This is a genomic window from Methanoregula sp. (assembly GCF_035543475.1).
Classification (GTDB): Archaea; Halobacteriota; Methanomicrobia; order Methanomicrobiales; family Methanospirillaceae; genus Methanoregula.
In genome coordinates, this window is the sequence record NZ_DATKKA010000012.1 from 1 (window position 1) to 23,067 (window position 23,067).

Consider the following 23,067-nt stretch of genomic DNA (forward strand, 5'->3'; position numbering starts at 1 on the left):
CCAAAATAACGATTTAAAAGCATATTCGTGGAGTGGATTGGCACCCCTTCCACTGGAACCTTCCCTACAGGGATCCACACGTTCCCACCCTCCGTCGGAGAAAAGATCCCGGCAGACCATGGCTCCGGCCCTGTTTCCACACATATAAGGGAGGTCCGGATTGTAGACCTTCCCTCTGTCCTGGAGGGGTACTATCACAGTACCTGGCAGGATGAGATGCAGATCGCCGCGGATCCCCCCATTCAGGATCAGATTTTTCGCGGGAGATCTTGAGGAGAATCTGACCAGATGCGGTTGCCGGCGATGGCTAAGAATTTTTGCAGAAATGTCAAAAAAGATCGGGGGTAGGGACGGTCCCGGCAGTTACATAATACTTTCGAGTTTCTGTTCCAGGAAATCGAGGCCCTTTTTGATATCGTCGAGATTTTTCCCGCCGGTTAAGATGATCTTTCCCGAGGAAAAAAGGAGAGCAACAATCTTGGGGTCCTTGATCCGGTACACAAGGCCCGGGAACTGCTCGGGTTCGTATTCGATATTTTCGAGATTGAGGGTGACAACGACCTTGTTGAGGTTGATGTACTTACCGATGTCATAGGAACATACGATATTGGTGATTGCAACACGGGGTTTATCCAGCGTCTCGACGCCCGCTTCCTTGAGGGATTTGATAATGATGGCAAGGCCGTCTTTCAGCGCCTTGTCATCGCGGATACCGGTGAGCACCACTTTACCCGAGGAAAAAATCAGGGATGCGATCTTCGGGTTCTCAATCCGGTATACCGCCCCGGGGAACCGTTTGGTATTGAGTTCGCAGCTCTTGATCTTGGCAGAGACCTCGTTGAGGTCGATGGATTCGGCGATGACCCCTGAAGCCACGACATTCTCAATTTTCAATGAATCGTACCGTTTGTCAGCCATCCTGTATACTATGCAGTCTGTCGAATCATAATACTAATGGAGAATCTTTATGTCCCTGCCATCTCTGACGGAGACGGGCTGGGGAAAATGGGTATGAACAACCAAAATGCCGGCGGCAACGCCTGAAAGACAGATTGAAATGGGAACACCGTCAATATTCCCGCACGCATCCAGGCTGATTTTTATGGGCGAAGACCAGCACAACATGGAAAATTACGACCAGGTCAAGGCAGCATTCTCAACCGAGGTCCCCGAACATTTTAACTTCGGTTTTGATGTCGTGGATGCCTGGGCAAAGAAGGACAGGAACAAGCTTGCCATGATCTGGGCTGACCAGAATGGTGTTGAGAAAAAATTCAGTTTTCTCAACATGTCCAACCTCTCCAACCAGGCTGCAAATGTTCTCCTGAAGTACGGGATCAACAAGGGCGACCGGGTCCTGATCATGCTGCCCCGGATCCCCGAGTGGTGGATCTTTGTCGTTGCGCTCATCAAGCTGGGGGCGGTCGTCTGCCCCTGCCCGACCATGCTCACCCCCCGGGATATCAAATACCGGGTGAACAAGGGGAAGTTCCGGATGGTGATCACCGATCTCGGGAACGCGGAAAAAGTTGAAGAGATCTGCAACGAATGCCCCACCCTTGCCTGCCGGTTCCTTGTTGACGCGGAGCGCAAGGGCTGGGCGAGCTGGCCCTACGAGCTGCTGTACCCGGCGCCGGTCTCGCACCATACCCCGAGCATACCGGACGACCAGAGGACCAAAAGCACCGACCCGATGCTGATCTATTTTACCTCCGGCACGGTGGGGGAGCCCAAGATGGTGCTCCATAACCACGGTCACCCTCTCGGCCAGATCGTCACCGCACGGTTCTGGCAGGACCTCCGGCACAATGACCTCCACTTCACGGTCACCGATACCGGCTGGGCCAAGTGCGGGTGGGGGAAGATCTTTGGCCAGTGGATAGAAGGCGCCTGTATCTTTGTCTATAACTTTACCGGGAAGTTTAACGCAACGGAGATCCTGCCTCTTCTTGAGAGATACCAGATCACGACGTTCTGCGCCCCGCCGACCATCTACCGGATGCTGATCCTTGCCGATCTCGACAGGTTCGACCTCTCTTCCCTGCGGCACTGCACCAGTGCCGGCGAGCCCCTCAATCCCGAGGTGATCCGGGTCTGGAAGGAAGGGACCGGCCTTGATATCCGGGAGGGCTACGGCCAGAGCGAAACCTGCTGCTGCGTGGCCGAGTTCCCGTGCCTTGAGGTCCGGCCCGGCTCCATGGGCAAGCCCTCGCCCGGCTGGAACGTGGAGATCCATGATGAAGAGGGCCGGCCGGCCGGGGTCCGGGAGGAAGGCAGGATCGCGATCTCCTGCACCCCGCCTCCTGCGGGGCTCTTTGTGGAGTACCTGGACAATCCCGAGGAGAACAAGAAGTCGTTTGTGAACGGCTGGTACTACACGGGCGACAAGGTATACAAGGATGAGGACGGGTTCTTCTGGTTCGTGGGCCGGGATGATGACGTGATCAAGTCGTCAGGCTACCGGATCGGGCCCTTTGAGGTGGAGAGTGCGCTTCTCGAACACCCGGCAGTACAGGAGGCCGCGGTGATTGGTGCACCGGACCGGATCCGGGGGCTGATCGTGAAGGCATTTGTGGTCCTTAACACGGGATACGACCCCTCGGAGACCCTCATCAAGGAGATCAAGAATTACGTAAAAAAGACCACGGCCCCGTACAAGTATCCCCGGGCCATCGAGTTTGTAACAGAGCTCCCCAAGACCCATTCCGGCAAGATCCGGCGGGCGGAACTCCGCGAGCGGGAACTGCGAAAGTACCGGGAGTTCCGGTAAGCGGGAGAGAGCAGTTCCCCCGTAGTTTTTTCTTTAGCGTAACCATTGCCGGTCGAAGAGATCCATCAGTGCATCGGAAATGCCGGTAACAAAAACTGATAGCCTGATCCGGTGCACCTGAACCCGGCCGGGGCATGCACCAGAATTTTCCGGCACGTACCGGAAAGACCCTCACGTTTTTCCGGGAATACCGAAATTTTACCAGATGCAACGAAAGAACGGGGATTCACGAATACTACCGTGCTGATACCAGGAAATCTCGATTTCCCTGGATCGCAGGGTTTTCCCTTTCAGACAAATGCTGGTGCACCAAAAAGCAAAACCCTGATAAAGTGCACCAACAAACAGCACTGGTATGGTGCGGTATTCAATATCCATGGACGATACCCTGGCTACCCGTATCGATAAGGCATGCGAACAACGAAAGATTTCACGCTCGGACTGGATCAGTGAAGCCTGTTCAGACCGGATGGCGGGTACCAGTACAGCGCCAGGTGCAGGTACCGGTGGTGCACCTGTGGCAGGTACACCAATTCTTCCGTTCGTCAGCCCGGTATATTCTGCCGAGCATCACAATATCGGCGATTACGAAGAGACCTACCGCAATTTCCGGATCGATGTCCCGGAATATTTTAACTTCGGGTTCGATGTGATCGATGCATGGGCGGACCGCGACCGGAACAAACTCGCCATGATCTGGGTGAACCAGAAAGGCGAGGAGAAGAAATTCACGTTCTGGGACTTAAAGAGAATGTCCAACCAGATCGTGAACATGCTGATCAAGTACGGGCTCAACAAGGGAGAGCGGGCCCTGATCATGCTCCCGCGGGTACCGGAATGGTGGACGTTTACCATCGCTTTGATCAAGCGTGGTGCAGTATACTGCCCGGCCCCCACCATGCTCACCCCAAAAGACCTGAAATACCGGATTAACCTCGCCGATATCAAGATGGTGATCACGAGCGTGGAGCACGCCGACAAGATCGATGAAATCGCAAATGAGTGCCCCTCGCTCACCTGCAAGATGCTGGTCGATGGCAAGCGCGACGGCTGGATCAGTTACCCGGTTGAGATGGACTACCCGGCGCCGGTCTCTGCAAAGCTCGTAAACATACCGGGGGCAAAAAAGACCCGGAGCACCGACCCGCTCGTGATCTTCTTTACCTCCGGTACAACCGGGGAGCCCAAGATGGTGCTCCACGACCAGAGTTACCCGCTGGGGCATATCGTCACGGTCCGGTTCTGGCACGATGTCCGTTCAAACGACCTTCACTTCACGAACTCCGACACCGGGTGGGCCAAGAGCGCCTGGGGCAAGTTCTACGGGCAGTGGATCGAGGGAGCCGCGATCTTTGTCTATGATATCCGCGGGAAATTCAATGCCACCGAGCTCCTCCCGCTGATCGAGAAGTATGGCATCAACACCTTCTGCTGCCCGCCGACAATCTACCGGATGCTGATCCTTGCCGACCTCGACAAGTTCGATTTTACCGAGCTCCGGCACTGCGTGAGTGCGGGAGAACCCCTCAATCCCGAAGTGATCAAGGCCTGGAAAGACGCCACCGGCCTGACCATCTACGAGGGGTACGGCCAGACCGAGACGGTGCTCTGCGTGGGCACGTTCCCCGGTATGACCCCCAAGTTCGGGTCCATGGGGAAACCCTCCCCCGGGTGGCATATTGAGCTGCACGATGACAACGGGAAGGAAGTCGCAGTCCATCAGGAAGGAAAGATCGCGATCAGGGTCAACCCGCGGCCGGTGGGCATGTTCCGGGAATACTTAAACAACCCCGAGGAAAACAAAAAGTCCTTTGTCGGCGACTGGTACTATACCGGCGACAAGGCATATCGCGACGAGGACGGGTACCTCTGGTTCATCGGGCGTGACGACGATGTGATCAAGGCATCAGGGTACCGGATCGGGCCTTTCGAAGTGGAGAGTGCACTCATCGAACATCCCTCAGTACAGGAAGCGGCCGTGGTCGGTTCGCCCGACGAGATCCGCGGGCTTATTGTCAAGGCATTTATTATCCTGAAACCGGGTTTTGCCCCATCGGAGGCACTCGTACGGGAGATCCAGAACCATGTCAAGAAGGTCACCGCACCGTACAAGTACCCGCGTGCCATCGAGTTCGTGGACTCGCTGCCCAAGACCATTTCCGGTAAGATCCGGAGAAACGAACTGCGTGAACGCGAACTGAAGAAGTACCAGAGCGAAAACAACAACGGGAAGAAGGCATAAAATCTGCCCTTACCATTTCCCCTTACCTTTATTAAACCGGGAACATAATCTATACAGGCGCGAGGGTAGCCAAGCCAGGTCAACGGCGCCAGGTTCAGGGCCTGGTCTCGCAGGAGTTCTTGGGTTCGAATCCCATCCCTCGCATTACCCACGCAGGGTCAAATCTCTTCTTTAATGGTTTCTGAAAAGATCCGGGCCTGTAAATCGCCGGGGATTGCTTTTATTATTATCCCACGATACCGGTATCCATCATGAAGCTTACCGGTAAGGACAGCCTTGTCCGTTCCCTGCTCCTGGCAATTGTTTTTGGTGTACCGGGGGCGCTAATCATCATTGGAATATTCAACGTTATTCTCGGGGACTCCCTGATTGCATTCGGGTTTATCGGTGAGAAAGCACACGGCTGGGTCTTTATTGGCGTCGGTGTGATGGTGTACCTGATCGAACTTTTTGTGTACTCCATAATCCTGAAACGCGGTGAAAACACCAGCGGATAGATGCACCCGCCCGATCTTCCTTCCCGGGCAGTCCGGGCTGATGGCAGGGAAGTACCCGGGGTCCTGCCCTAACAGAAGGTATTGTCCCCCGTCCCTGCCGGAACGCGATCTTTCCAAACACATATCAGCGCCCGCCATCGAATGTACCTGTACCCATGAGCGGTCCGGCACGGTACCCCGAGATTGACATCTTGCGGGGTATCGCCATCCTGATGATGATCCTTTTTCATACCCTCTTCGATCTCGCGTTCTTCCGTATCGCCCCGATCGATGTGTCGGAGGGGTTCTGGCGGTACTTTGCCTATGCCACTGCTACCCTTTTCCTGCTTATCGTCGGGGTGTCGCTCTCTGTCAGCCACGCCCGGGCGCTCAGGAAAATCCAGGGCCGGGCCCTCGTGCAGAAGTTCCTTCTCCGGGGCGGGGGGATCTTCTGCTGCGGGCTTCTGGTGACCGTTGCCACCTGGTGGTACCTTCAGGAAGGCTACGTGATTTTCGGTATTCTCCACCTCATCGGGATCTCGGTCATGCTCTCACCGCTCTTTTTCCGGTTCCGCACCGGGAACGCGGTGATCGGGATCCTCTTTATTGTCATCGGGTGGATCCTTGCCGCTGTCCCTGGGCCGATGGCACTTCTTGTCTTTGGCATCCATCCGCTCACGTTTGTGAGCGTTGATTATACGCCCATCTTCCCATGGATGGGAGTCGTGCTGATCGGGCTTGCTATCGGTGAATATGCATATCCCCGGGGAGAACGGAGATGGGTGGTACCGCGGCTTCCGCCTATTGCTGAAACACCGCTTTCCTTTCTCGGCCGGCACTCGCTGGTGATCTACCTCGTCCACCAGCCGGTGATCCTCCTTATCCTGTACCTGGTCACCGGTGCTCCTGTCCTGTAACGGTCCCGGGGATCCCGGCTGTTTTTGGGTACTGCCAGTTACCGGATACAATCATTTATATCCCGCTATAGGAAACTTCCCCTTATCGGGAGATCCGGCCATTCCGGCAAGACTCCAGAAAAGGATGGGCCGGTGCCATTCCGACCGATACGATTACCCGCCGGACAGAGCCTGCAACGGAAGGTGGTGAACTATCATGAACTTACGACAACCCAATGCAAACGAAGCAACCAGTACCGTCAACCGATCGCGGAATGTGGTTCCCTGCTCGGGGATCTGTACCCGGTGCATGGACGGATGTAAAGGCAGTTGCGAGATCTGGCTCTCGTCATTCCGCGGCAGGGAGGTTCTCTACCCCGGCCCGTTTGGCGGGATGACGACGGGCGCCGACAAGAACTACCCGGTTGACTATTCCCATCTCAACATCCAGGGATATGCGGTCGGGGCGAAAGGGTTACCCGAAGGTACGGATGCCAATTCAGACACCGCAGTCTTCTCCATGGCGGATACGATAACCGAGTACGGGCGGGAGAAGAAGGTGAAGATGAGCATCCCGATTTTTACCGGGGCGCTCGGCTCTACGGAGATTGCACAGGTCAACTGGGAACACTTTGCCGTAGGTGCTGCAATATCCGGCATTACCATTGTCTGCGGTGAGAATGTCTGCGGTGTTGACCCGGGCCTGAAGCTGGACGCAAAAGGAAAGGTGATCGAATCCCCCGAGATGGACCGGCGCATAGAGATCTACCGGAAGTTCCGCGGGGACTATGGCGAAATGCTGGTCCAGATGAACGTGGAAGACACGAGAATCGGAACCGCCGAATACGTATCTTCCAAACACAACCTGGAAACGATCGAGATCAAGTGGGGCCAGGGGGCCAAGTCTATCGGGGGAGAGATCAAGGTCACGTCCCTCGAGCGGGCCATCGAACTCAAAAACCGGGGATATATCGTTCTTCCCGACCCGACCGTAAAGGAGGTGCAGGCGGCATTTAAGGCCGGCGCCATAAAGGAGTTCGAACGCCACTCGCGCCTCGGGTTTATCACCAAGGAAGGGTTCCTTGACGAGATCGACCGGCTCCGGGACATCGGGTTCAAGCGTATCACGCTCAAGACCGGGGCGTACTCCATGGTCGAACTCGCCATGGCGCTGCGCTACGCCTCCGAGGCAGGCCTCGATCTCCTGACCATCGACGGGGCTCCCGGAGGGACCGGCATGAGCCCGTGGCCGATGATGAACGAATGGGGAATCCCCACCTTCTACCTCCAGTCGCTTGCCTACCGGTTCTCCCGCGAGCTGGAGAAGAAGGGTATGCGGGTGCCCGATCTCGCCATGGCCGGGGGATTCTCGGACGAGCCCGGTGTCTTCAAGGCGCTCGCCCTGGGCAGCCCGTATTTCAGGGCCGTCTGCATGGGACGCGGCCTGATGATCCCGGGGATGGTTGGCAAAAACATTGAAAAATGGCTGCAGGCCGGCGATCTCCCCAAGTCGGTGTCGAAGTACGGCAGCACCATTGATGAGATCTTTGTCTGCTACGAGGAACTCAGGGAAAAATACGGAACGCGGATCAAGGAGATCCCGATGGGTGCAGTGGGCATCTACACGTACACGCAGAAATTCAGGACCGGGCTGCAGCAGCTTATGGCAGGCAGCCGCAACTTCCGGCTCTCCACCATCACCCGCGGCGACCTGATGGCGCTGACGACAGAGGCCGCAGGTATCTCAGGCATCCCGTATGTGATGGAAGCACGGTTCGATGAGGCCATGGCCGCCCTGCTGGACTGACACCTGAAAATCCTGGGCGCTGCAGGCCCCCTATCCCTGCTTTTTCGGGGGCTCTTTTACACTGAATGTTTTGAGGATCTCAAGGGAGATATGGGTCCCGAGCGTTGGCTCGAGCGATTCGATCCAGAGGAAAAAGCCCACCCTCGAGGGAGTCGGCCGCTCAAACCGGAAGTGGCCCTCCCGGGTCTGCACCATCTTGAGATACTCCTTCTTCTCGCGGGACCTGAGGTAAATGATCAGCTCAAAACCGGGAAGGTCGGTGGCAATAATCGCCTTGGAAAAATACCGGAAGAATTCGCTGCATTCCACGCGGCGGCCCCTGACTACGAGGCCATATTGCTCGCAGACCGCTTTGATCGCACGGGGATACAGCGCCCCGTAGAGGATCTTCTTTACGAGAGCCTCTGAATCGGTAGATGGTGCGAGATCCTTTATTGGTCGGCCCTTGGTAATATCGGTGAAGATCCGGTTCCGGAACTCATCATGGCACTTCCGGTAATCAATCGGGTGCCTGAGGGGGATGTCCGTAGCCCGGATCAGCTTGGGATGGCGGTCGGGTTTTGTATACAGGATCCGGGGGCGGTAATGCTTCACCAGCGACTTGATCTGCTCGCAGGAGCTCGTATGGATGATCGCGTTGTCCGGGTCTTTTGCAAGCCTTTTTACGACAGAATAGTTGGAGATATCAAACGAGGAGACGAGGAGGAACGAGACATGCTCCTGGCCGTACAGGTAACCGAGCAGCCGCTTTTTAAAGGCAATCTCGACTTCAAACTCCTTGAGGTCCGCCGGGGAGGTGACCACTTCACCGAATGCGACATGATCCTCTGAATCGACCAGGATGAGGTCGAATTCAGCAAGGTCCTGCCCGTTCCCGCGGAACGTGATGTCCCCGTACTTGGAGTAGAAGATCCCGTTCTGGCCCAGGTAAGCCTGGGCACCCGCATGCGGTGCATCGGCCCCCTTGCGGGCGAGGTACTTGATCTTCTGGGATTTCTGGGAGATCTCAAGGAACATCTCGTACACGATTGCCTCGAACCAGCGGCCTTCGGCAGTCCGCATGGGCTCGATATCGGGAGAGAACAGTTTTTTGCGCTCTATTGTGTTCATGTGGCGCGTGGCGTTGAGCGCTATGGCCGCAGTGGGTTTAAAATTTTTAAAATTTGAGTTCAGCCACGGGATCATGATAGAATACCTTAGTTTCTCACCGGTTGGCTAAATAACAATATGCGACCGGGCGTGTTGACTGTAACGAATGGAAATCCGGCCGGGCTAAGTATATATATGAAGGCAATATATTTCCACCTTATTACCCGATGCCCGGGCACCGGGGGATTAACGGGGGAGGGGGTAGCCATCAATGACAGATGCGAGGAAACCATCCTCGGGGGCAGACCCGCTGCCGCGATATGCAACCGCGGACGGGTCAGCGCCGGAGTACGAAGTGCTCCTTGAACAGATCCAGGAATACCGCGCCTCGATGATTGGCCGATCTTTTTATTACATCCGTACAGGGGAGTCTGAACACCTCTGCCTCTGCCGGATCATTCCCGGGGCCGGGAAGATCTTTTTCCACGAGATCGTCGACCACCAGAGGTTGGGTATATCGGATGACGATATGGAACACGCACAGAGATTTGATACCGGGGCATTTACCCTGCCGGGGCATTTCCACATTTCACCCCATATCGAGAGAAAACTGCGTGCACTCTTAAACGAAAACGAGTGAATTAACGGGCCGCAGTACCTGAAAACCGGGGCGGTGCGTAACAAAAAGGATAAGAAAAAGCGGGGAGAAGGTCCCGCTTTTCTGGTTTATTGTGCTGTAGTTGTTGTGGTTGGACGGTACTCGTGTGCTGATCTTCCCTGGCTACGACTCGATATCACCGGTCCTGATCCGTATGGATTTCTCGACCGGCAGGACAAAGATCTTTCCATCACCGATCTTTCCGGTCCGGGCTGCACCGGTAAGGGTTGCAATCACATCTTCGAGATCCTTGTCGCGGACAACGATCTCGAGTTTGACCTTGGGCAGGAGATCGACGGTCATCTTGCCGCCACGGTACTCGAGCGAGATCCCTTTCTGTTCGCCCCTTCCCTTGACCTCGGTGATGGTCATGCTGACATAGCCTTTTTCTTCAAGCGCTTTTTTCACGAACTCGAACCGTTCCGGTTTGATGATTGCTGAGATCATTTTCATGATGAACACCCGAATCCTTCAGGCCCTCTCTCCATGCTGGGAGATATCGAGCCCGACATATTCTTCTTCCTCGGTCACACGCAGGCCAATCGTTTTGTCCACGATGACTGCAAGGATGTACGTGACTACGAACGCATAGATGACTGCTGACCCGGCACCAACAATCTGTGCGATGAACTGGTGGACATTGCCCTCGATAAGACCGGAGGCGCCGTTCACTGCTGCAGATGCGAAGATACCGGTGGCAATCGCACCCCAGAGGCCGCCCATACCATGGACAGCCCACGCATCCAGGCTCTCATCGACACCTTTGCTCTGCCGCCAGAGCATGATGAAGTAGCACATCACACCGGCAACTGCACCGATCGCGATGGATGCCATCGGTGTAACGTAACCGGCGGCAGGCGTGATCGCAACCAGGCCGGCCACTGCACCCGAGATAAACCCAAGCGAACTTGGTTTGCCACCATGGGCCCAGGAGACAAGCAGCCATGCCATGGCCGCAACTGCCGTTGCGGTGTTGGTGGTCACAAAGGCGTTCACGGCAAGGCCGTTTGCGGCCACCGCACTGCCCGCGTTAAACCCGAACCAGCCGAACCACAGCAGAACCGCACCGAGGATCGACCACGGGATGTTTGCGGGTTCCATCGAGTACTTGCCATAACCTACGCGTTTTCCTATGACAAGCGCCAGGGCCAGCGCGGCAAAACCCGAGCTGATGTGGACCACCGTGCCCCCCGCGAAATCGATCGAGCCGAACTGGGAAGTCCAGCCGCCACCCCACACCCAGTGGGCGAGCGGGTCGTATACGATTGTCGTCCATATCAGGGCAAAGATCAGGTACGAGCTGAACTTGATACGCTCGGCAAACCCTGAAGTGACGATCGCCATCGTGACCGTGGCAAAGACGAGCTGGAAGACCATGTACAGCATTCCCGGGACCACCGTGCTGTACGGGCCGGGGTCGGTCATGCTCACGCCATTCAGGCCTAAGTTACTCAGGTTCCCGACAAATCCCGCAACATCCGGGCCAAATGCGAGCGAATACCCAAAGAGCACCCACTGGATGCTCACGAGGGCAAAGGCCACAAAGGAGAGCGTGATCATGTCGATGAAGTTTTTCTTACGTACAAGACCGCCATAGAAGAACCCGACTCCCGGCGTCATGATCATGACAAGCGCCGTTGAGGCGAGCACCCATGCAATTGCTCCAGAATCCAAAGCCATGTTTATTCACCTGATTACCTGTAATGAGACAGATGTAGCACGCCACGAACCATAGAACTCTCCGGTCACGTGGCTGCCGGGGAACTTCTCCCGGATACAGGTCTCCGGCAGAACGCCGGTGACAGATCCGGGAAGAAAGTCCGGTATCACCCTTGCAATCTGCGGTTCCTGTATCATGGGAAGACCTCACCTTTCGTAATGATTGCTAAGATTGTAGGAAGGAAGTTCTATTCCTAGACTTATAAATATTACTATACTTCCCCTCCGTGGGCAACACCAAAAAAGAGACAGCACTAAAAATTTCCGTCGTAAAAACGAATTTGACGCCCGGACAGGACAGGTACCTGCGCATGTACCTGTGGATCCTGTAATCCCAAAACAGTACGATCAGGGATTATTTCGCGTAATTACGAAAAAAAATGATGAATTTCAGGCCCGTTCGCCATGATGGCAGATATCGAGCCCGACATATTCCTCATCGGGCGTGACCCGCAGTCCCATGGTCCTGTCAAGGATCCATGCGATGACCAGGGTCATGACAAAGGCATAAACCACGGCTGCAATGGCACCTATCGTATTTGCCACCAGCTGGTGGGCATTGCCCTCGAAAAACCCGGAGAAGCCGGCCACGGCTGCCGCAGCAAAGAGACCGGTGGCGAGTGTCCCCCAGACACCGCCCATGCCATGGATCGCCCATGCGTCCAGGCTCTCGTCAAGCTGTTTACTGATCCGCAGGAGCATCATGCCAAAGCAGAGGACACCGGCCACTGCACCGATAAGGATTGCCACCATCGGAGTCACAAAGCCGGCCGCGGGCGTGATCGCCACCATCCCGGCGATTGCACCGCTCACCATACCCAGTGAGCTGGGCTTTCCCTGGTACCAGCTGGCAAACATCCATGCAAGAGCACCGGCAGCGGCAGCGGTGTTTGTATTGATAAATGCCGTAACCGCACTCCCGTTCACCGCAAGTGCGCTCCCGGCGTTAAAGCCGAACCAGCCAAACCAGAGAAGGGCCGCACCCAGGAGCGCGATCGGGATGTTGTGGGGTTCAAGCGAGTACTCGCCAAAACCGGACCGTTTCCCGATGACAAGCGCCAGGGCCAGGGCGGCAAAGCCCGAGCAAATCTCCACCACGGTTCCGCCGGCAAAGTCGATCAGGCCCATCTGCTGGGCCCAGCCACCGCCCCATGCCCAGTGGGCAAGCGGGCAGTATACCACGGTCAGCCAGATAAGGGAGAAGACAATAAATGTCGTCAGCTTGATCCGTTCAGCAACTGCAGAGGTCACGATAGTGAGCGTAACCGAGGCAAAGAAGAGCTGGAATGCCACGTATACCAGCGGCGGGTAGGCCGCGGTGCCGGTGGCAGTAGCACTCACGCCGGCAAGCCCAAGATACTGGAGGCTGCCGATAAATCCCCCGATATCAGAACCAAACGCAAGCGAGTACCCGACAAGGATCCACTGGATGCTCGTAAGGGAAAGCACCAGGAACGAGAGGGCAATCATCGAGATGAAATTCTTCTTCCGTACAAGTCCACCATAAAAGAACCCGACACCCGGGGTCATCAGCATGACCAGAAGCGCCGAGACCATGAGCCAGGTTGTAACACCGGTATCCAGAGCCATATCTTTTTTCTCCTGTAACTAATTGTGGGGTGACCCTTGAAGGATCCAAAGGAGTGCAGGAGCAGGATGGGTACAGGTTATGCATACGCCTGCGTGAGACGTTCATTCCAGTACAGCACCGGCCGACACCGGCCGTTTCTCCTTTCTTATTCCCGGATCCAGACGGGTGACGGGCAGTTACCGGATAAAAAGTCCAGCCTGTCCCGACATGCGGGAAAAATTTTGGGATTTTTAAAGATTAGTAGGTAGCGAGGTACCGGTCCAGTTCCCACGGGTGAACCGCGAGGCGGAATGCATCGGTCTCTGCTTCAGTAATCGTGGCAAGGGTCTCAAGGATGTGCGGGCCGAGTGCTTCGCAGATGACCTTGTCCTTGACCAGTTCTGCCTGGGACTCCGCGAGGCTGCCAGGCAGCATATCGATCTTCATCTTCTTTCTCTCTTTTGCGGAGAGGTGGTAGATGTTGGTGTTGGTGGGCTCGGGCGGCATGATCTTGTTCTTTATACCGTCGAGACCAGCGGCGAGCAGGCAGGCGAACGTGAGGTACGGGTTGCACATCGGGTCCGGGCTGCGGAATTCTGCACGGGTGCTGTTGCCGCGGGCGGCCGGGATACGGATCTGGGCCGAGCGGTTGGTGGTGCTCCAGGAGATGTAGCAGGGCGCTTCATAACCGGGTACCAGGCGTTTGTACGAGTTGATGGTCGGGTTTGCAACACGGGTGATAGCCTTTGCGTGCTTGAGAAGACCCCCGATATAATAGAGGGCAGTGTCGGAGAGGCCGTTCTCGGCATTTGCATCGTAGAAGGCGTTCTTGCCGTTCTTTGCGAGCGAGCCGTGGGTGTGCATACCGCTGCCGTTGATACCGGCAATGGGCTTGGCCATGAAGGAGGCATGCAGGCCGTGCCTGAGGGCAATTGCCTTCGTGGCGAACTTGTAGGTCATGACACGGTCAGCAGTAGTCAGGGCATCGGCATACTTGAAATCAATCTCGTGCTGGCTTGCCGCGACCTCATGGTGGGACATCTCGATCTCGAGGCCCATGCTCTTGAGGGAGAGGACAATCTCCCTGCGGACGTCTTCTGCCTTGTCATTCGGGGCAAGGTCAAAGTAACATCCCTGGTCGGCGAACTGAGTTGTCGGCTTGCCGTCAACAAGGTTGAAGAGGAAGAACTCGAGCTCCGGGCCGGTGTTAAAGGTATAGCCCATCTTCGCGGCATCCGCCAGAACCTTCTTGAGCACGTAGCGGGGGTCGCCTTCAAAGGGCTTGTTCCCGTACGTGTACACATCGCACATGAACCGGGCAACCCTGCCTTCCTGGGGCCGCCAGGGCAGGACTGCATACGAGGCCGGGTCGGCCTTTAAGAGCATATCCGATTCCTCGATCCGGGTGAAACCCTCGATGGAGGAGCCGTCAAACCATGTTCCGTCGGTCAGGGACTTCTCGGCCATATCGACCGGGATTGCGGCATTCTTGGGCATGCCAGGCACATCGGTGAACTGGAGCCGGAGGAATTTTACATCGTCCGCTTCAATCTTCTTGAGCAGTTTGGAAACATCCGCAGACATAACGGAATTAATTTTCCTACCAATTACATTTATATTTTCTTAACTAACTCCCTGAGGAGAATGGTTACATTCAATTCAGGGAACGTACCAATACTGTACGTTTCAATTTCCCGAAGAGGCAGCTGCCAGCCCGGGAATTCTATGAGTAACCAGATATCCCGACTGTGATTGACAATGTGTGGAATTATCGGTGTTATCGACAAACGCCGCCGGTCCATGGACGGCAGTAAGATACGGGAATCGCTTGCCCTGATGGACGAGCGGGGGAACGGGGAAGGGGCGGGTTATGCAGCCTATGGCATTTACCCGGAATACAAGGATGCCTATGCACTCCATGTTTTTTTTGATAACGTAAAGGAGAATCATCCGGCTCTGGTAAAAGATCTCGAGGAGTGGGGGCAGATCGTCCATGATGAGCCGATCCCGGTCTATGAGACCGGGATCAAAAAGGTCCACACACCATGGCGCTTTTTTTTCCGGCCAGATACCAGCCGGGCACAGAAACCCGGCACCACTGCTGATGATATTGTCATGCAACTGGTCATGCGTGTCAACACCGCACGCAAAGGTATCCTGATCTTCTCGTCGGGAAAAAATATGGGCGTTTTCAAGGCCTCGGGATGGCCTGAACAGGTCGCCGATCTCTACCGGATCCAGGATTACCAGGGATACCTCTGGCTTGCCCATAACCGCTACCCCACGAATACTGCCGGCTGGTGGGGCGGGGCGCATCCCTTCAACCTCCTTGACTGGAGCGTTGTCCACAACGGGGAGATCACCTCGTACGGCACCAACCAGCGCTACATCGAGAGTTACGGGTACGAGTGCACGATGTTCACCGATACCGAGGTCGTGGCGTACCTGGTCGACCTGCTGGTCCGAAGGCACGGCCTCTCGGAAAAGCTTGCGATGCGTGCCCTTGCCCCCCCGTTCTGGGATGAGATCGATGCGATGCCCGCAAAGGAGCAGGAACTCAACCGGGCGCTCCGGCTCACGTATGGCCCGGCGCTCATGAACGGCCCGTTTGCCATCTGTGTGGCGACATCAGACACCCTTCTCGGTTTCACCGATCGGATCAAGCTCCGGCCGCTCGTCAGCGGTGAACATGGAGACAGGCTTTACATTTCCAGCGAGGAGGCGGCCATCCGGCGCATTGAACCGGATATTGAGGACGTTGCCATGCCAAAAGCCGGCGAACCTGTGATCGGGAGGGTCATCGCATGAGCATCGGGAGCATCCCCCTCCGGTTCAAGGTGGAACTCGATACCGAGCGATGCATGAACTGCGGGCGCTGCATCGAGAACTGTTCGTACGGCGTCTTCCGCAGGGAGGGCGACAAAATCGTCGTCAATTCCCGTAACTGCGTTTCCTGCCACCGCTGCCTTGCCTTCTGTCCCCGCGATGCGATCAGCATCTACGAGAAGCCCACGGATTACCGGAGCCACCCGGTCTGGACCCGCGAGATCCGCGAGGCGGTCTTCAACCAGGCAAAGACAGGGAAGATCATCGTTGCCGGGATGGGGAACGTACTGCCCTACCCGATGATCTTCGACCGGCTCGTGCTTGACGCCTGCCAGGTCACCAACCCTTCCATCGACCCGCTCCGCGAACCCATGGAGCTGCGGACCTATATCGGGAAAAAGCCTGCGGCTCTCTCGGTAAAGGAATACCCCAACGGCGACATCGATCTTCTCACAAAACTTACCCCGAACCTCAAGATTGAAACTCCCATCATGATCGGCCATATGAGTTATGGCGCGATCAGCCTCAATGCCCAGACCGCGCTTGCCAAAGCGGTAACGAAGATGGGCACCTTCATGGGGACCGGCGAAGGCGGGCTGCACGAGTCGCTCTACCCGTACCAGGACCACATGATCGTGCAGGTTGCCTCGGGCCGGTTCGGGGTTGATATCAACTACCTTGAACGCGGCGCAGCCATCGAGATCAAGATCGGCCAGGGCGCAAAGCCGGGGATCGGCGGTCACCTGCCCGGCGAAAAGGTCTGTGCCGATGTCTCCTGCACGCGGATGATTCCCGAGGGGAGCGACGCGATCAGCCCTGCGCCCCACCACGATATCTACAGTATCGAGGACTTAAAGCAGCTCGTGCACAGCCTCAAGGAGGCCACCGAGTGGAAGAAGCCGGTCTTTGTGAAGATCGCGGCCGTGCACAACTCTGCCGCAATCGCAGCAGGGATTGCCCGCTCGGGCGCCGACGCCGTGGTCATCGACGGGTTCCGTGGCGGGACGGGGGCTGCACCCCGGGTCTTCCGTGACCACGTGGGTATCCCGGTCGAAGCCGCCGTCGCAAGCGTAGATGCAAAACTCCGCAAGCAGGGTATAAGGAACGAGGTCTCGATCATTGCAAGCGGCGGGATCCGGCAGAGCGCCGATATTGCCAAGATCATCTGCCTGGGTGCCGATGCAGTCTACATCGGCACTTCGGCACTGGTTGCCATGGGATGCCGGGTCTGTGGTACCTGCAACCGGGGCGTCTGTGCCTGGGGAATAGCCACCCAGAGGCCGGAGCTCACAAAACGGCTTGACCCGGAGACAAACGCCGTGCAGGTCGCCAACCTGATCCACGCGTGGACGGACGAGATTGCAGAGCTGATGGGTGCGGCCGGCATTAACAGTATCGAGAGCCTGCGGGGCAACCGCGACCGGCTCCGGGGCTACATGCTCGATGAGGGCCTGCTCAACGTGCTGGACGTCAAGTCCGTGGGGGCGTAAACGATGGCGGCATTACAGATCGATGCAAAAGACCTCCACTATACGCCGCTCAACCAGCAGATCCGGAAAGCCGTCTGTGAGGGTGTAAAAGAGATCGTGATCGACAACGTGCTCGGCCAGCGGTTTATCGCAGACGGGCTCAAGGGTAATGACGTGACGGTGACCGTCAACGGTGTTCCCGGAGGCGATCTTGCCATGTTCATGAGCGGTCCCACGGTGATCGTCCACGGCAACGCGGACCATGCCCCGGGCAACACGATGAACCAGGGCAGGGTGATCATCCACGGGAGCGCAGGCGATGCCACCGCCCACAGTATGCGGGGCGGGCGTGTCTATGTCCGGGACAATATCGGGTACCGGGGCGGCATCCACATGAAGCAGTACATGGAGAAGCGCCCGATCGTTGTGGTCGGGGGTTCCGCCCGGGCCTTCCTGGGAGAGTACATGGCGGGGGGTCTCCTGATCGTCCTTGGACTCAACGGCCAGCCACCGGTTGCCGAACGCGGGGTGGGCAGCGGGATCCACGGCGGCGAGATCTACGTCCGCGGAAAAATAGACGAGAAATACCTCGGGGTTGGGGCAAAACAGCTGCCGGCAACCGATGACCAGATGGCAATCATCAGGCCCATCATCGAGGATTTTGCAAAGGTGTTCGGGATCGATGCAGCACCGCTCGTCTCTGCGTCCTACTCAAGGATTGCGGCAGTGAGCGCACGGCCGTTTGCGAGCAAGTATACTCCGGAGTGATGGCGATGGCAGAAAAGAGTTATCTCGATTTGAAAAGCGAGGTCTGGGATACGAAGAAATGCTCGGGATGCGGTGCCTGCGTCGCTGTCTGCCCGGCCGATGCCCTCTCCTTTGCGGAAGGAGAGATGGTGGCAAGCCCGAGGAGCAACGGTTACTGCAAGCAGGCAACAGACAGCGTCCCCTGCGGGGCATGCTACGCGGTCTGCCCCCGGACCGGCGAGCAGCCGGACGAAACGATCGGTGCACATCTCGAGCTGTTTACGGCAAAGGCCGCCTTCGAGATCCCGCACCGGCAGAGCGGCGGTGCGGTGACCGCAATTCTTACCAATGCACTGGACGAGGGACTGCTCGATGCCGTGGTTACGGTGACCGAGGATCCCTGGACGCTGAAACCATCGTCTGTGGTCATCACGAAATCTGATGTCCTCATCCGGGAGGCCGGCAGCCGCTACAGCTGGTGGGTACCGCTTCTCGCCTCGCTCAAGGATGCCGCGGTAACCCGGAAGTATACGCGGATAGCAGTGATAGGAGTCCCCTGCGCAGTCCAGGCCGCAGCGCGGATACGGGCAAGTGAAAACGATCTCCTCCGCCCGTACGCAAAGGCGATCCGGCTGGTCATCGGCCTCTTCTGCACGGAGACCTTTGACTATGCCGGGCTCGTGCAGGGCAAACTTGAAAAGAAATACCACCTGGCCCCGCACGAGATTAAAAAACTGGACGTGAAGGGCAAGCTCGATATCCTCAAACAGGACGAATCCCACCTCTCGGTCCCGCTCGCGGATCTCGAAGACACGATCCGGCCGGGCTGCCGGATCTGCACGGACTTCTCCTCGCTTTCTGCCGACATCTCGGCCGGTGCCGTGGGAAGCCCGGCAGGATACACCACGCTTATCGTCCGTACCGATACCGGCAAAGGGTTTGTAGAGAGCGCCCTGCGGAACGGGAAGCTCGCAAAAGGCCCGGCTGCAGATACCGCTGCAATCGAGAAACTGGCGTCCGCAAAGATCAAGAAGAACGCGAAAAAATAATTGTATCTTTTTTACCTGTCCCGTGAAACAGCCGGAACCCGGGAAAAACCCTTTTTCTAGCGGGAACGCCCGTTGTTATTCTCAGGTGTTATCACCGGATTTGAACCTGTGATGACCCACAGTCCCGGGAAAAGATACCGGCATCCTGTATTTCGTCCATGACCAGCACAAACAACCGGCTGCAGGATATATTTCACAATAATTATCCGTGTACAGAGCGTATCTGACGAGGATCATGAACATTCTCACCCTCTTTGCTGCATTTGTGCCATGGATCGCCTTTGCCCTGATCGCTGAAGCACCGATCGGAAACCCCTTCCTCGCTCTCATCCTCGCGTTTATCGTGGCCGTCGTGCTTACCCTCCTGACCAGCTATAAGCAGATCCTCAAAGGGTACATCCTGTCAGTCGTGTCGATTGCGTTTTTTGCCATCTTTTTCATCCTGATCGTGGGACTGAAACAGTACTATCTCGCAAATTACCTCTCGGTACTGTCCATGCTGGTCCTGACGCTGGTCTGCTGGGCGAGTATTGCCTTCCGCTTCCCCTTCACCCTCCAGTATTCCCGTGAGGGCGTGGAACCCGAACGTGCCGCAAGTGCGCTGTTCCTGCGGGTCAACTATATCATTACCGCGGTCTGGGCCATTGCGTTCACCCTGGGCTTTGCAATCGACGAATTCATCCTGCTCAACCCCAACTCAGGGCTTGAATTCTGGGACAACCTGAAATGGGTGTTCATGGTGATTGCAATTGTCTTTACGGTCTGGTACCCGGCCTATGTACACAAGGAAAAGACACTGCAGATGCTGCTGAAATATTATCCGGCTTTCCTCAGAAAAGAGTAAATTTTTTCTCTTTTTTTATGAAATGTCCTTTGCCGGGATTTTTTTTTAGGGATTTATCCTGAACTATCCCTCCTGACAGGTTCGTTTTCACAAAGATTCCCGAATTCTTTTAAAGGAAGCCTTCCTCATTCTATACTACCGGAAAATTCCCGGGGGAGGATGATGAAATGCCCTCTCCTGCCCCGGTCAGGTGATTACCATGAAGATGATCAAGGCAATGATTCGGCCCGAAAAATTCGAAGATGTCAAGATGGCACTGGATACCGCCGGCTTTGGTGCGATGACGATTTTCGATGTTGAAGGCCGCGGGGTCCAGAAAGGGATCAAGCAGCAGTACCGGGGCGCAGAATACATCGTGGACCTGATCCCCAAACGCGAACTGGAGATTGTGGTCGCTGATACTGCAGCCGAGACCGTAATCGAGATCATCAGGAAAGCGGCGTACACCGGGAAGGTCGGTGACGGCCAGATCTTCGTGCTCCCGGTCGAGGACTCGATCCGGGTCCGGACCGGCGAGAGGGGATCCAAGGGGATCTGACCCGCTCCATACTCTTCTTTTTTATTCTTCTCCCCGGCATACCAAGTAACCGGAAAAACGTAGCCCGAATAAGCCCGATACGGCCCCGGATGGCCGATCCGGGGATCCACTTTTCCGGCCCCACAGGAAATGATGTCCACGCCCACGGAAAAAGCCGCTTTTTGCCCGTTATTTTAAAATCAGAGGGTAAATAAGGCCATTCAAACCTGCACAATAGCGGGCCTGTACGGGCACCTGTTTTCCGGACAGGCAGTTGCAGGGGGAAGAGGGTAAAAACGGCCATTATGCGAAGATCATCCCGGGAAAGGATCCATGACGGCCGGGTCAAAGACCGGGTCCCGGGTGCCGGCTCTTCAGGGACCGGCGGGTTCACCGGTGTCCCGGTTTTCCCCGTTCAATCCGGACGAGCGGCGACCTCCGGGAAAAGAACCCGGCAATGAATGCGGAGAACTCTTCCTGCCAGCAGTCGGCGCCCTCAAGCACGCACCAGTCCTTTGCAAGCGACTCCCGGATATGCCGGCCCACGCCCACGTTCAGGAGGGAGGGTGAGCTGAGGAGATCGACCACCCGGACAAATTCCCGGGGCACCTCGGTCACGTACCGCCCGTTTTCGATAAACGGCCCGGGCAGGGACGAGCCCCGGTACTTCTCCCGGAATTTTCCGGCATTTACCTGGTTCCAGACCGGCGGGCCTTCATGGCGGCGGACGGGCGGGAGTTCATCGACAAGAAACTCAAAGAGGAGCATACACCGCTCCGGTCCCATCCGGTAGTGAGCGTGGTGCACGACAAAACCGCTCCGGGCGAGGAGCTCGCAGACGGCTCCCGTGCTCCGCTTGAGCTGGGGAACCACAATCTCCTCGATGAACGGGGGAGTGGCAAACGTGACAGCATACAGTGATGTGCCACGGGAGGCAAGCAGCGCTCCAAGATCCCCCGGGCAGCACGGGTGCTCCTTTCGGATGAAAAAGAACGCGTCCGAAGGTGCATCGTGGTAGCCCCGGGCAAGCTCGACAAACTCCGCCATCCGGTCAAGCGAAACCGCCGCCGCTACATTCCGCCTTGGATCCACCGGGTCAATTACCACGAGGGGTTCATCAAATTTTTTTGCCGCATGCTGCCCGATGTCGATCACCGTGGGAGGGTGCCAGCCGGCTGCGGCTGCAATGAGCGGGGTAAACCCGCCATAGTGGAGTACCAGCAGCTCGCAGAGGTATCCCGAGAAGCCCTCGGTCATCTGGTCGGAGCCGTAGATCCCCCCGGCCTTTGCAAACTGTTTCAACAGAAGGACGTCATCGGTCAGGCCGTTGATCTTGTCCGTGATGTACCGGGTGTGGAATGGAGTCCGGTCCACTGCGCTCTGGATATGTTCCGCGCTCGCCACATTGTAGCAGGGTACGAGATCCACGTCGATTCCATCAATCGTTGCATTGATGTACGGGTGCTCGGCGTATTTCTCGTGGAAAGCTGAGGTGAATGCCCGTGCAATGCTTCGTGCGAGCGCAAGGCCTTCTGTTTCGAGCGCCTCGCGGGGCATCTCCGGGGAAAAGAGCAGGAAGACATCAAGGTCGCGGTCGCCTTTCACCCAGGTGTTCCGGGCAATGGACCCGACCACCATCCCCTCTGCTTTCCCGCTCTCCCGGATCGCGGCCAGCAGCCGGTCCGCTACACCGGAGATGTACTCCCGCTCTTCCGCGGACGGGCGGAGCTGCTCTGCAAGGATCTTCTCCTCGAACGGGAGCCGGCTGTTCACCATGCCACCTCGCAGAGATCCCCATACACCGGCCCCCGGGGCGTGAGCGTGCTCTTTTTGAGTTTGAAGCCGGAGATTTCGCAGGCACCACAGGAGTGATCTTTGAGCGCCTCAAGGCAGGAGAAGAGCGAGGGGTCGGCCTCCTTTACCCGGGCGAGCGTGGCATGGCACGTGAACGGCCGGGTCTCACGGGGGAACCCGAGTGGCGCAAGCACCGCTTCCATGGCGGATACTACCTCGCCGGCCTTCCCGCCATCATCGATCGCGCACCAGACCGTATGCGGCCGCCGGGGATTGTTCACCGTGATCCGGCCGCCCTTTACCGGGAAGGGGGTGGATTTTACGGAACCGAGTGCCGCGATCACCCGGGGCACTTTTTTCTCGTCCACTTCGCCAAGGAACTTGGCCGTGATATGAATGATCCCAGGATCCACGAACGTGAGCCGGGCCGTGCTTTTCCTCAGCACTGCCTGCGCTGCCGCGAGATGTTCCTTCATCTCCGGGGACAGTTCGAATGCCGCAAACGCCCTGACCATCAGGGTACCATTGTCCATTCACCTACAAATGGTGATCGCCCGCAGGGGCAGGAAACGCCGTACACACGTACTTAACCAC

21 protein-coding genes and 1 tRNA gene are annotated in these 23,067 nt (G+C 56.8%); 13 read left to right on the plus strand and 9 right to left on the minus strand.

All coding sequences use genetic code 11. The features are described from left to right. Positions 1–363: 363 nt before the first annotated feature. Positions 364–918, minus strand: a complete 555-nt coding sequence (locus VMS83_RS05565; RefSeq protein WP_325410684.1) for a TATA-box-binding protein — start codon at positions 916–918, stop codon at positions 364–366. A 184-nt stretch (positions 919–1,102) separates the two neighbouring features. Here VMS83_RS05565 and VMS83_RS05570 point away from each other — a divergent pair, with 184 nt between their 5' ends. The 6 genes from VMS83_RS05570 (at position 1,103) to VMS83_RS05595 (ending at position 8,191) form a co-directional block, all read left to right on the plus strand. Further along, positions 1,103–2,770 carry an AMP-binding protein gene (locus VMS83_RS05570; RefSeq protein WP_325410686.1) on the plus strand — a complete coding sequence of 556 codons (1,668 nt, stop codon included), beginning with the start codon at positions 1,103–1,105 and terminating at the stop codon, positions 2,768–2,770. 355 nt (positions 2,771–3,125) lie between these two features. Then, positions 3,126–5,012, plus strand: coding sequence for an AMP-binding protein (locus VMS83_RS05575; RefSeq protein WP_325410687.1), 1,887 nt, complete (start codon positions 3,126–3,128; stop codon positions 5,010–5,012). A gap of 59 nt (positions 5,013–5,071) precedes the next feature. Further along, positions 5,072–5,156 (plus strand) — tRNA-Leu (locus tag VMS83_RS05580). A 107-nt stretch (positions 5,157–5,263) separates the two neighbouring features. Continuing rightward, positions 5,264–5,509, plus strand: a complete 246-nt coding sequence (locus VMS83_RS05585; protein WP_325410689.1) for a hypothetical protein — start codon at positions 5,264–5,266, stop codon at positions 5,507–5,509. Positions 5,510–5,664: 155 nt separating this feature from the next. Beyond that, positions 5,665–6,405: a heparan-alpha-glucosaminide N-acetyltransferase gene (locus VMS83_RS05590; protein WP_325410691.1), complete on the plus strand. Its 741-nt coding sequence runs from the start codon at positions 5,665–5,667 to the stop codon at positions 6,403–6,405. A 196-nt stretch (positions 6,406–6,601) separates the two neighbouring features. Beyond that, positions 6,602–8,191 carry an FMN-binding glutamate synthase family protein gene (locus tag VMS83_RS05595; RefSeq protein ID WP_325410693.1) on the plus strand — a complete coding sequence of 530 codons (1,590 nt, stop codon included), beginning with the start codon at positions 6,602–6,604 and terminating at the stop codon, positions 8,189–8,191. Between the two features lie 30 nt (positions 8,192–8,221). Here the strand turns inward: VMS83_RS05595 and VMS83_RS05600 are convergent, their stop codons facing one another. Further along, positions 8,222–9,376: a hypothetical protein gene (locus VMS83_RS05600; protein WP_325410695.1), complete on the minus strand. Its 1,155-nt coding sequence runs from the start codon at positions 9,374–9,376 to the stop codon at positions 8,222–8,224. A 175-nt stretch (positions 9,377–9,551) separates the two neighbouring features. Here VMS83_RS05600 and VMS83_RS05605 point away from each other — a divergent pair, with 175 nt between their 5' ends. Then, the gene (locus VMS83_RS05605; RefSeq protein WP_325410697.1) at positions 9,552–9,920 is read left to right on the plus strand and encodes a hypothetical protein; all 369 of its coding nucleotides are present in this window, start codon (positions 9,552–9,554) and stop codon (positions 9,918–9,920) included. A gap of 141 nt (positions 9,921–10,061) precedes the next feature. Here VMS83_RS05605 and VMS83_RS05610 read toward each other — a convergent pair whose 3' ends face one another. From VMS83_RS05610 to glnA, 5 genes are all read right to left on the minus strand, one after another. Beyond that, entirely contained in the window at positions 10,062–10,391 is a 330-nt protein-coding gene (locus tag VMS83_RS05610) for a P-II family nitrogen regulator (RefSeq protein WP_325410699.1), read from the minus strand. Between the two features lie 18 nt (positions 10,392–10,409). Beyond that, positions 10,410–11,618, minus strand: coding sequence for an ammonium transporter (locus VMS83_RS05615; RefSeq protein WP_325410701.1), 1,209 nt, complete (start codon positions 11,616–11,618; stop codon positions 10,410–10,412). A 6-nt stretch (positions 11,619–11,624) separates the two neighbouring features. Further along, complete coding sequence (locus tag VMS83_RS05620; protein WP_325410703.1) at positions 11,625–11,795, minus strand: hypothetical protein; 171 nt, start codon at positions 11,793–11,795, stop codon at positions 11,625–11,627. Positions 11,796–12,047: 252 nt separating this feature from the next. Continuing rightward, complete coding sequence (locus VMS83_RS05625) at positions 12,048–13,247, minus strand: ammonium transporter (protein ID WP_325410705.1); 1,200 nt, start codon at positions 13,245–13,247, stop codon at positions 12,048–12,050. Positions 13,248–13,485: 238 nt separating this feature from the next. Beyond that, positions 13,486–14,811 (minus strand): type I glutamate--ammonia ligase, encoded by a 1,326-nt coding sequence (glnA, locus tag VMS83_RS05630; RefSeq protein ID WP_325410707.1) that lies wholly within the window; start codon positions 14,809–14,811, stop codon positions 13,486–13,488. 174 nt (positions 14,812–14,985) lie between these two features. Between glnA and VMS83_RS05635 the strand changes: the two genes are divergently transcribed. The 6 genes from VMS83_RS05635 (at position 14,986) to VMS83_RS05660 (ending at position 20,700) form a co-directional block, all read left to right on the plus strand. Further along, complete coding sequence (locus tag VMS83_RS05635) at positions 14,986–16,035, plus strand: glutamine amidotransferase family protein (protein ID WP_325410709.1); 1,050 nt, start codon at positions 14,986–14,988, stop codon at positions 16,033–16,035. Continuing rightward, positions 16,032–17,543, plus strand: a complete 1,512-nt coding sequence (locus tag VMS83_RS05640) for a glutamate synthase-related protein (RefSeq protein ID WP_325410711.1) — start codon at positions 16,032–16,034, stop codon at positions 17,541–17,543. Before VMS83_RS05635 ends, VMS83_RS05640 begins: the two co-directional genes overlap by 4 nt. A gap of 3 nt (positions 17,544–17,546) precedes the next feature. Beyond that, the gene (locus VMS83_RS05645; RefSeq protein WP_325410713.1) at positions 17,547–18,290 is read left to right on the plus strand and encodes a hypothetical protein; all 744 of its coding nucleotides are present in this window, start codon (positions 17,547–17,549) and stop codon (positions 18,288–18,290) included. A gap of 5 nt (positions 18,291–18,295) precedes the next feature. Then, positions 18,296–19,318, plus strand: coding sequence for a Coenzyme F420 hydrogenase/dehydrogenase, beta subunit C-terminal domain (locus VMS83_RS05650; protein WP_325410714.1), 1,023 nt, complete (start codon positions 18,296–18,298; stop codon positions 19,316–19,318). Between the two features lie 235 nt (positions 19,319–19,553). Continuing rightward, entirely contained in the window at positions 19,554–20,162 is a 609-nt protein-coding gene (locus VMS83_RS05655; RefSeq protein WP_325410716.1) for a hypothetical protein, read from the plus strand. A gap of 199 nt (positions 20,163–20,361) precedes the next feature. Then, on the plus strand, positions 20,362–20,700 hold the full coding sequence (locus tag VMS83_RS05660) for a P-II family nitrogen regulator (protein WP_325410718.1): 339 nt from the start codon (positions 20,362–20,364) through the stop codon (positions 20,698–20,700). Positions 20,701–21,069: 369 nt separating this feature from the next. On the opposite strand, the gene cca is transcribed toward VMS83_RS05660, so the two are convergent. Both cca and thpR read right to left on the minus strand, forming a co-directional pair. Then, the gene (cca, locus tag VMS83_RS05665) at positions 21,070–22,455 is read right to left on the minus strand and encodes a CCA tRNA nucleotidyltransferase (protein WP_325410720.1); all 1,386 of its coding nucleotides are present in this window, start codon (positions 22,453–22,455) and stop codon (positions 21,070–21,072) included. Further along, positions 22,449–23,006 (minus strand): RNA 2',3'-cyclic phosphodiesterase, encoded by a 558-nt coding sequence (gene thpR / locus VMS83_RS05670; protein ID WP_325410722.1) that lies wholly within the window; start codon positions 23,004–23,006, stop codon positions 22,449–22,451. The genes cca and thpR overlap by 7 nt, the downstream gene beginning before the upstream one ends. Between the last annotated feature and the right edge of the window lie 61 nt (positions 23,007–23,067).

Excerpts from the sequence above, each read along its gene's own strand:
- VMS83_RS05595 (WP_325410693.1), top strand. The coding sequence starts at position 6,602 with ATGAACTTACGACAACCCAATGCAAACGAAGCAACCAGTACCGTCAAC.
- thpR (WP_325410722.1), bottom strand. The coding sequence starts at position 23,006 with ATGGACAATGGTACCCTGATGGTCAGGGCGTTTGCGGCATTCGAACTG.
- VMS83_RS05600 (WP_325410695.1), bottom strand. The coding sequence starts at position 9,376 with ATGATCCCGTGGCTGAACTCAAATTTTAAAAATTTTAAACCCACTGCG.
- VMS83_RS05565 (WP_325410684.1), bottom strand. The coding sequence starts at position 918 with ATGGCTGACAAACGGTACGATTCATTGAAAATTGAGAATGTCGTGGCT.
- VMS83_RS05660 (WP_325410718.1), top strand. The coding sequence starts at position 20,362 with ATGAAGATGATCAAGGCAATGATTCGGCCCGAAAAATTCGAAGATGTC.
- VMS83_RS05570 (WP_325410686.1), top strand. The coding sequence starts at position 1,103 with ATGGGCGAAGACCAGCACAACATGGAAAATTACGACCAGGTCAAGGCA.
- VMS83_RS05645 (WP_325410713.1), top strand. The coding sequence starts at position 17,547 with ATGGCGGCATTACAGATCGATGCAAAAGACCTCCACTATACGCCGCTC.
- glnA (WP_325410707.1), bottom strand. The coding sequence starts at position 14,811 with ATGTCTGCGGATGTTTCCAAACTGCTCAAGAAGATTGAAGCGGACGAT.
- VMS83_RS05615 (WP_325410701.1), bottom strand. The coding sequence starts at position 11,618 with ATGGCTTTGGATTCTGGAGCAATTGCATGGGTGCTCGCCTCAACGGCG.
- VMS83_RS05575 (WP_325410687.1), top strand. The coding sequence starts at position 3,126 with ATGGTGCGGTATTCAATATCCATGGACGATACCCTGGCTACCCGTATC.
- VMS83_RS05655 (WP_325410716.1), top strand. The coding sequence starts at position 19,554 with ATGAACATTCTCACCCTCTTTGCTGCATTTGTGCCATGGATCGCCTTT.
- VMS83_RS05620 (WP_325410703.1), bottom strand. The coding sequence starts at position 11,795 with ATGATACAGGAACCGCAGATTGCAAGGGTGATACCGGACTTTCTTCCC.
- cca (WP_325410720.1), bottom strand. The coding sequence starts at position 22,455 with ATGGTGAACAGCCGGCTCCCGTTCGAGGAGAAGATCCTTGCAGAGCAG.
- VMS83_RS05640 (WP_325410711.1), top strand. The coding sequence starts at position 16,032 with ATGAGCATCGGGAGCATCCCCCTCCGGTTCAAGGTGGAACTCGATACC.
- VMS83_RS05585 (WP_325410689.1), top strand. The coding sequence starts at position 5,264 with ATGAAGCTTACCGGTAAGGACAGCCTTGTCCGTTCCCTGCTCCTGGCA.
- VMS83_RS05610 (WP_325410699.1), bottom strand. The coding sequence starts at position 10,391 with ATGAAAATGATCTCAGCAATCATCAAACCGGAACGGTTCGAGTTCGTG.
- VMS83_RS05650 (WP_325410714.1), top strand. The coding sequence starts at position 18,296 with ATGGCAGAAAAGAGTTATCTCGATTTGAAAAGCGAGGTCTGGGATACG.
- VMS83_RS05605 (WP_325410697.1), top strand. The coding sequence starts at position 9,552 with ATGACAGATGCGAGGAAACCATCCTCGGGGGCAGACCCGCTGCCGCGA.
- VMS83_RS05635 (WP_325410709.1), top strand. The coding sequence starts at position 14,986 with ATGTGTGGAATTATCGGTGTTATCGACAAACGCCGCCGGTCCATGGAC.
- VMS83_RS05590 (WP_325410691.1), top strand. The coding sequence starts at position 5,665 with ATGAGCGGTCCGGCACGGTACCCCGAGATTGACATCTTGCGGGGTATC.
- VMS83_RS05625 (WP_325410705.1), bottom strand. The coding sequence starts at position 13,247 with ATGGCTCTGGATACCGGTGTTACAACCTGGCTCATGGTCTCGGCGCTT.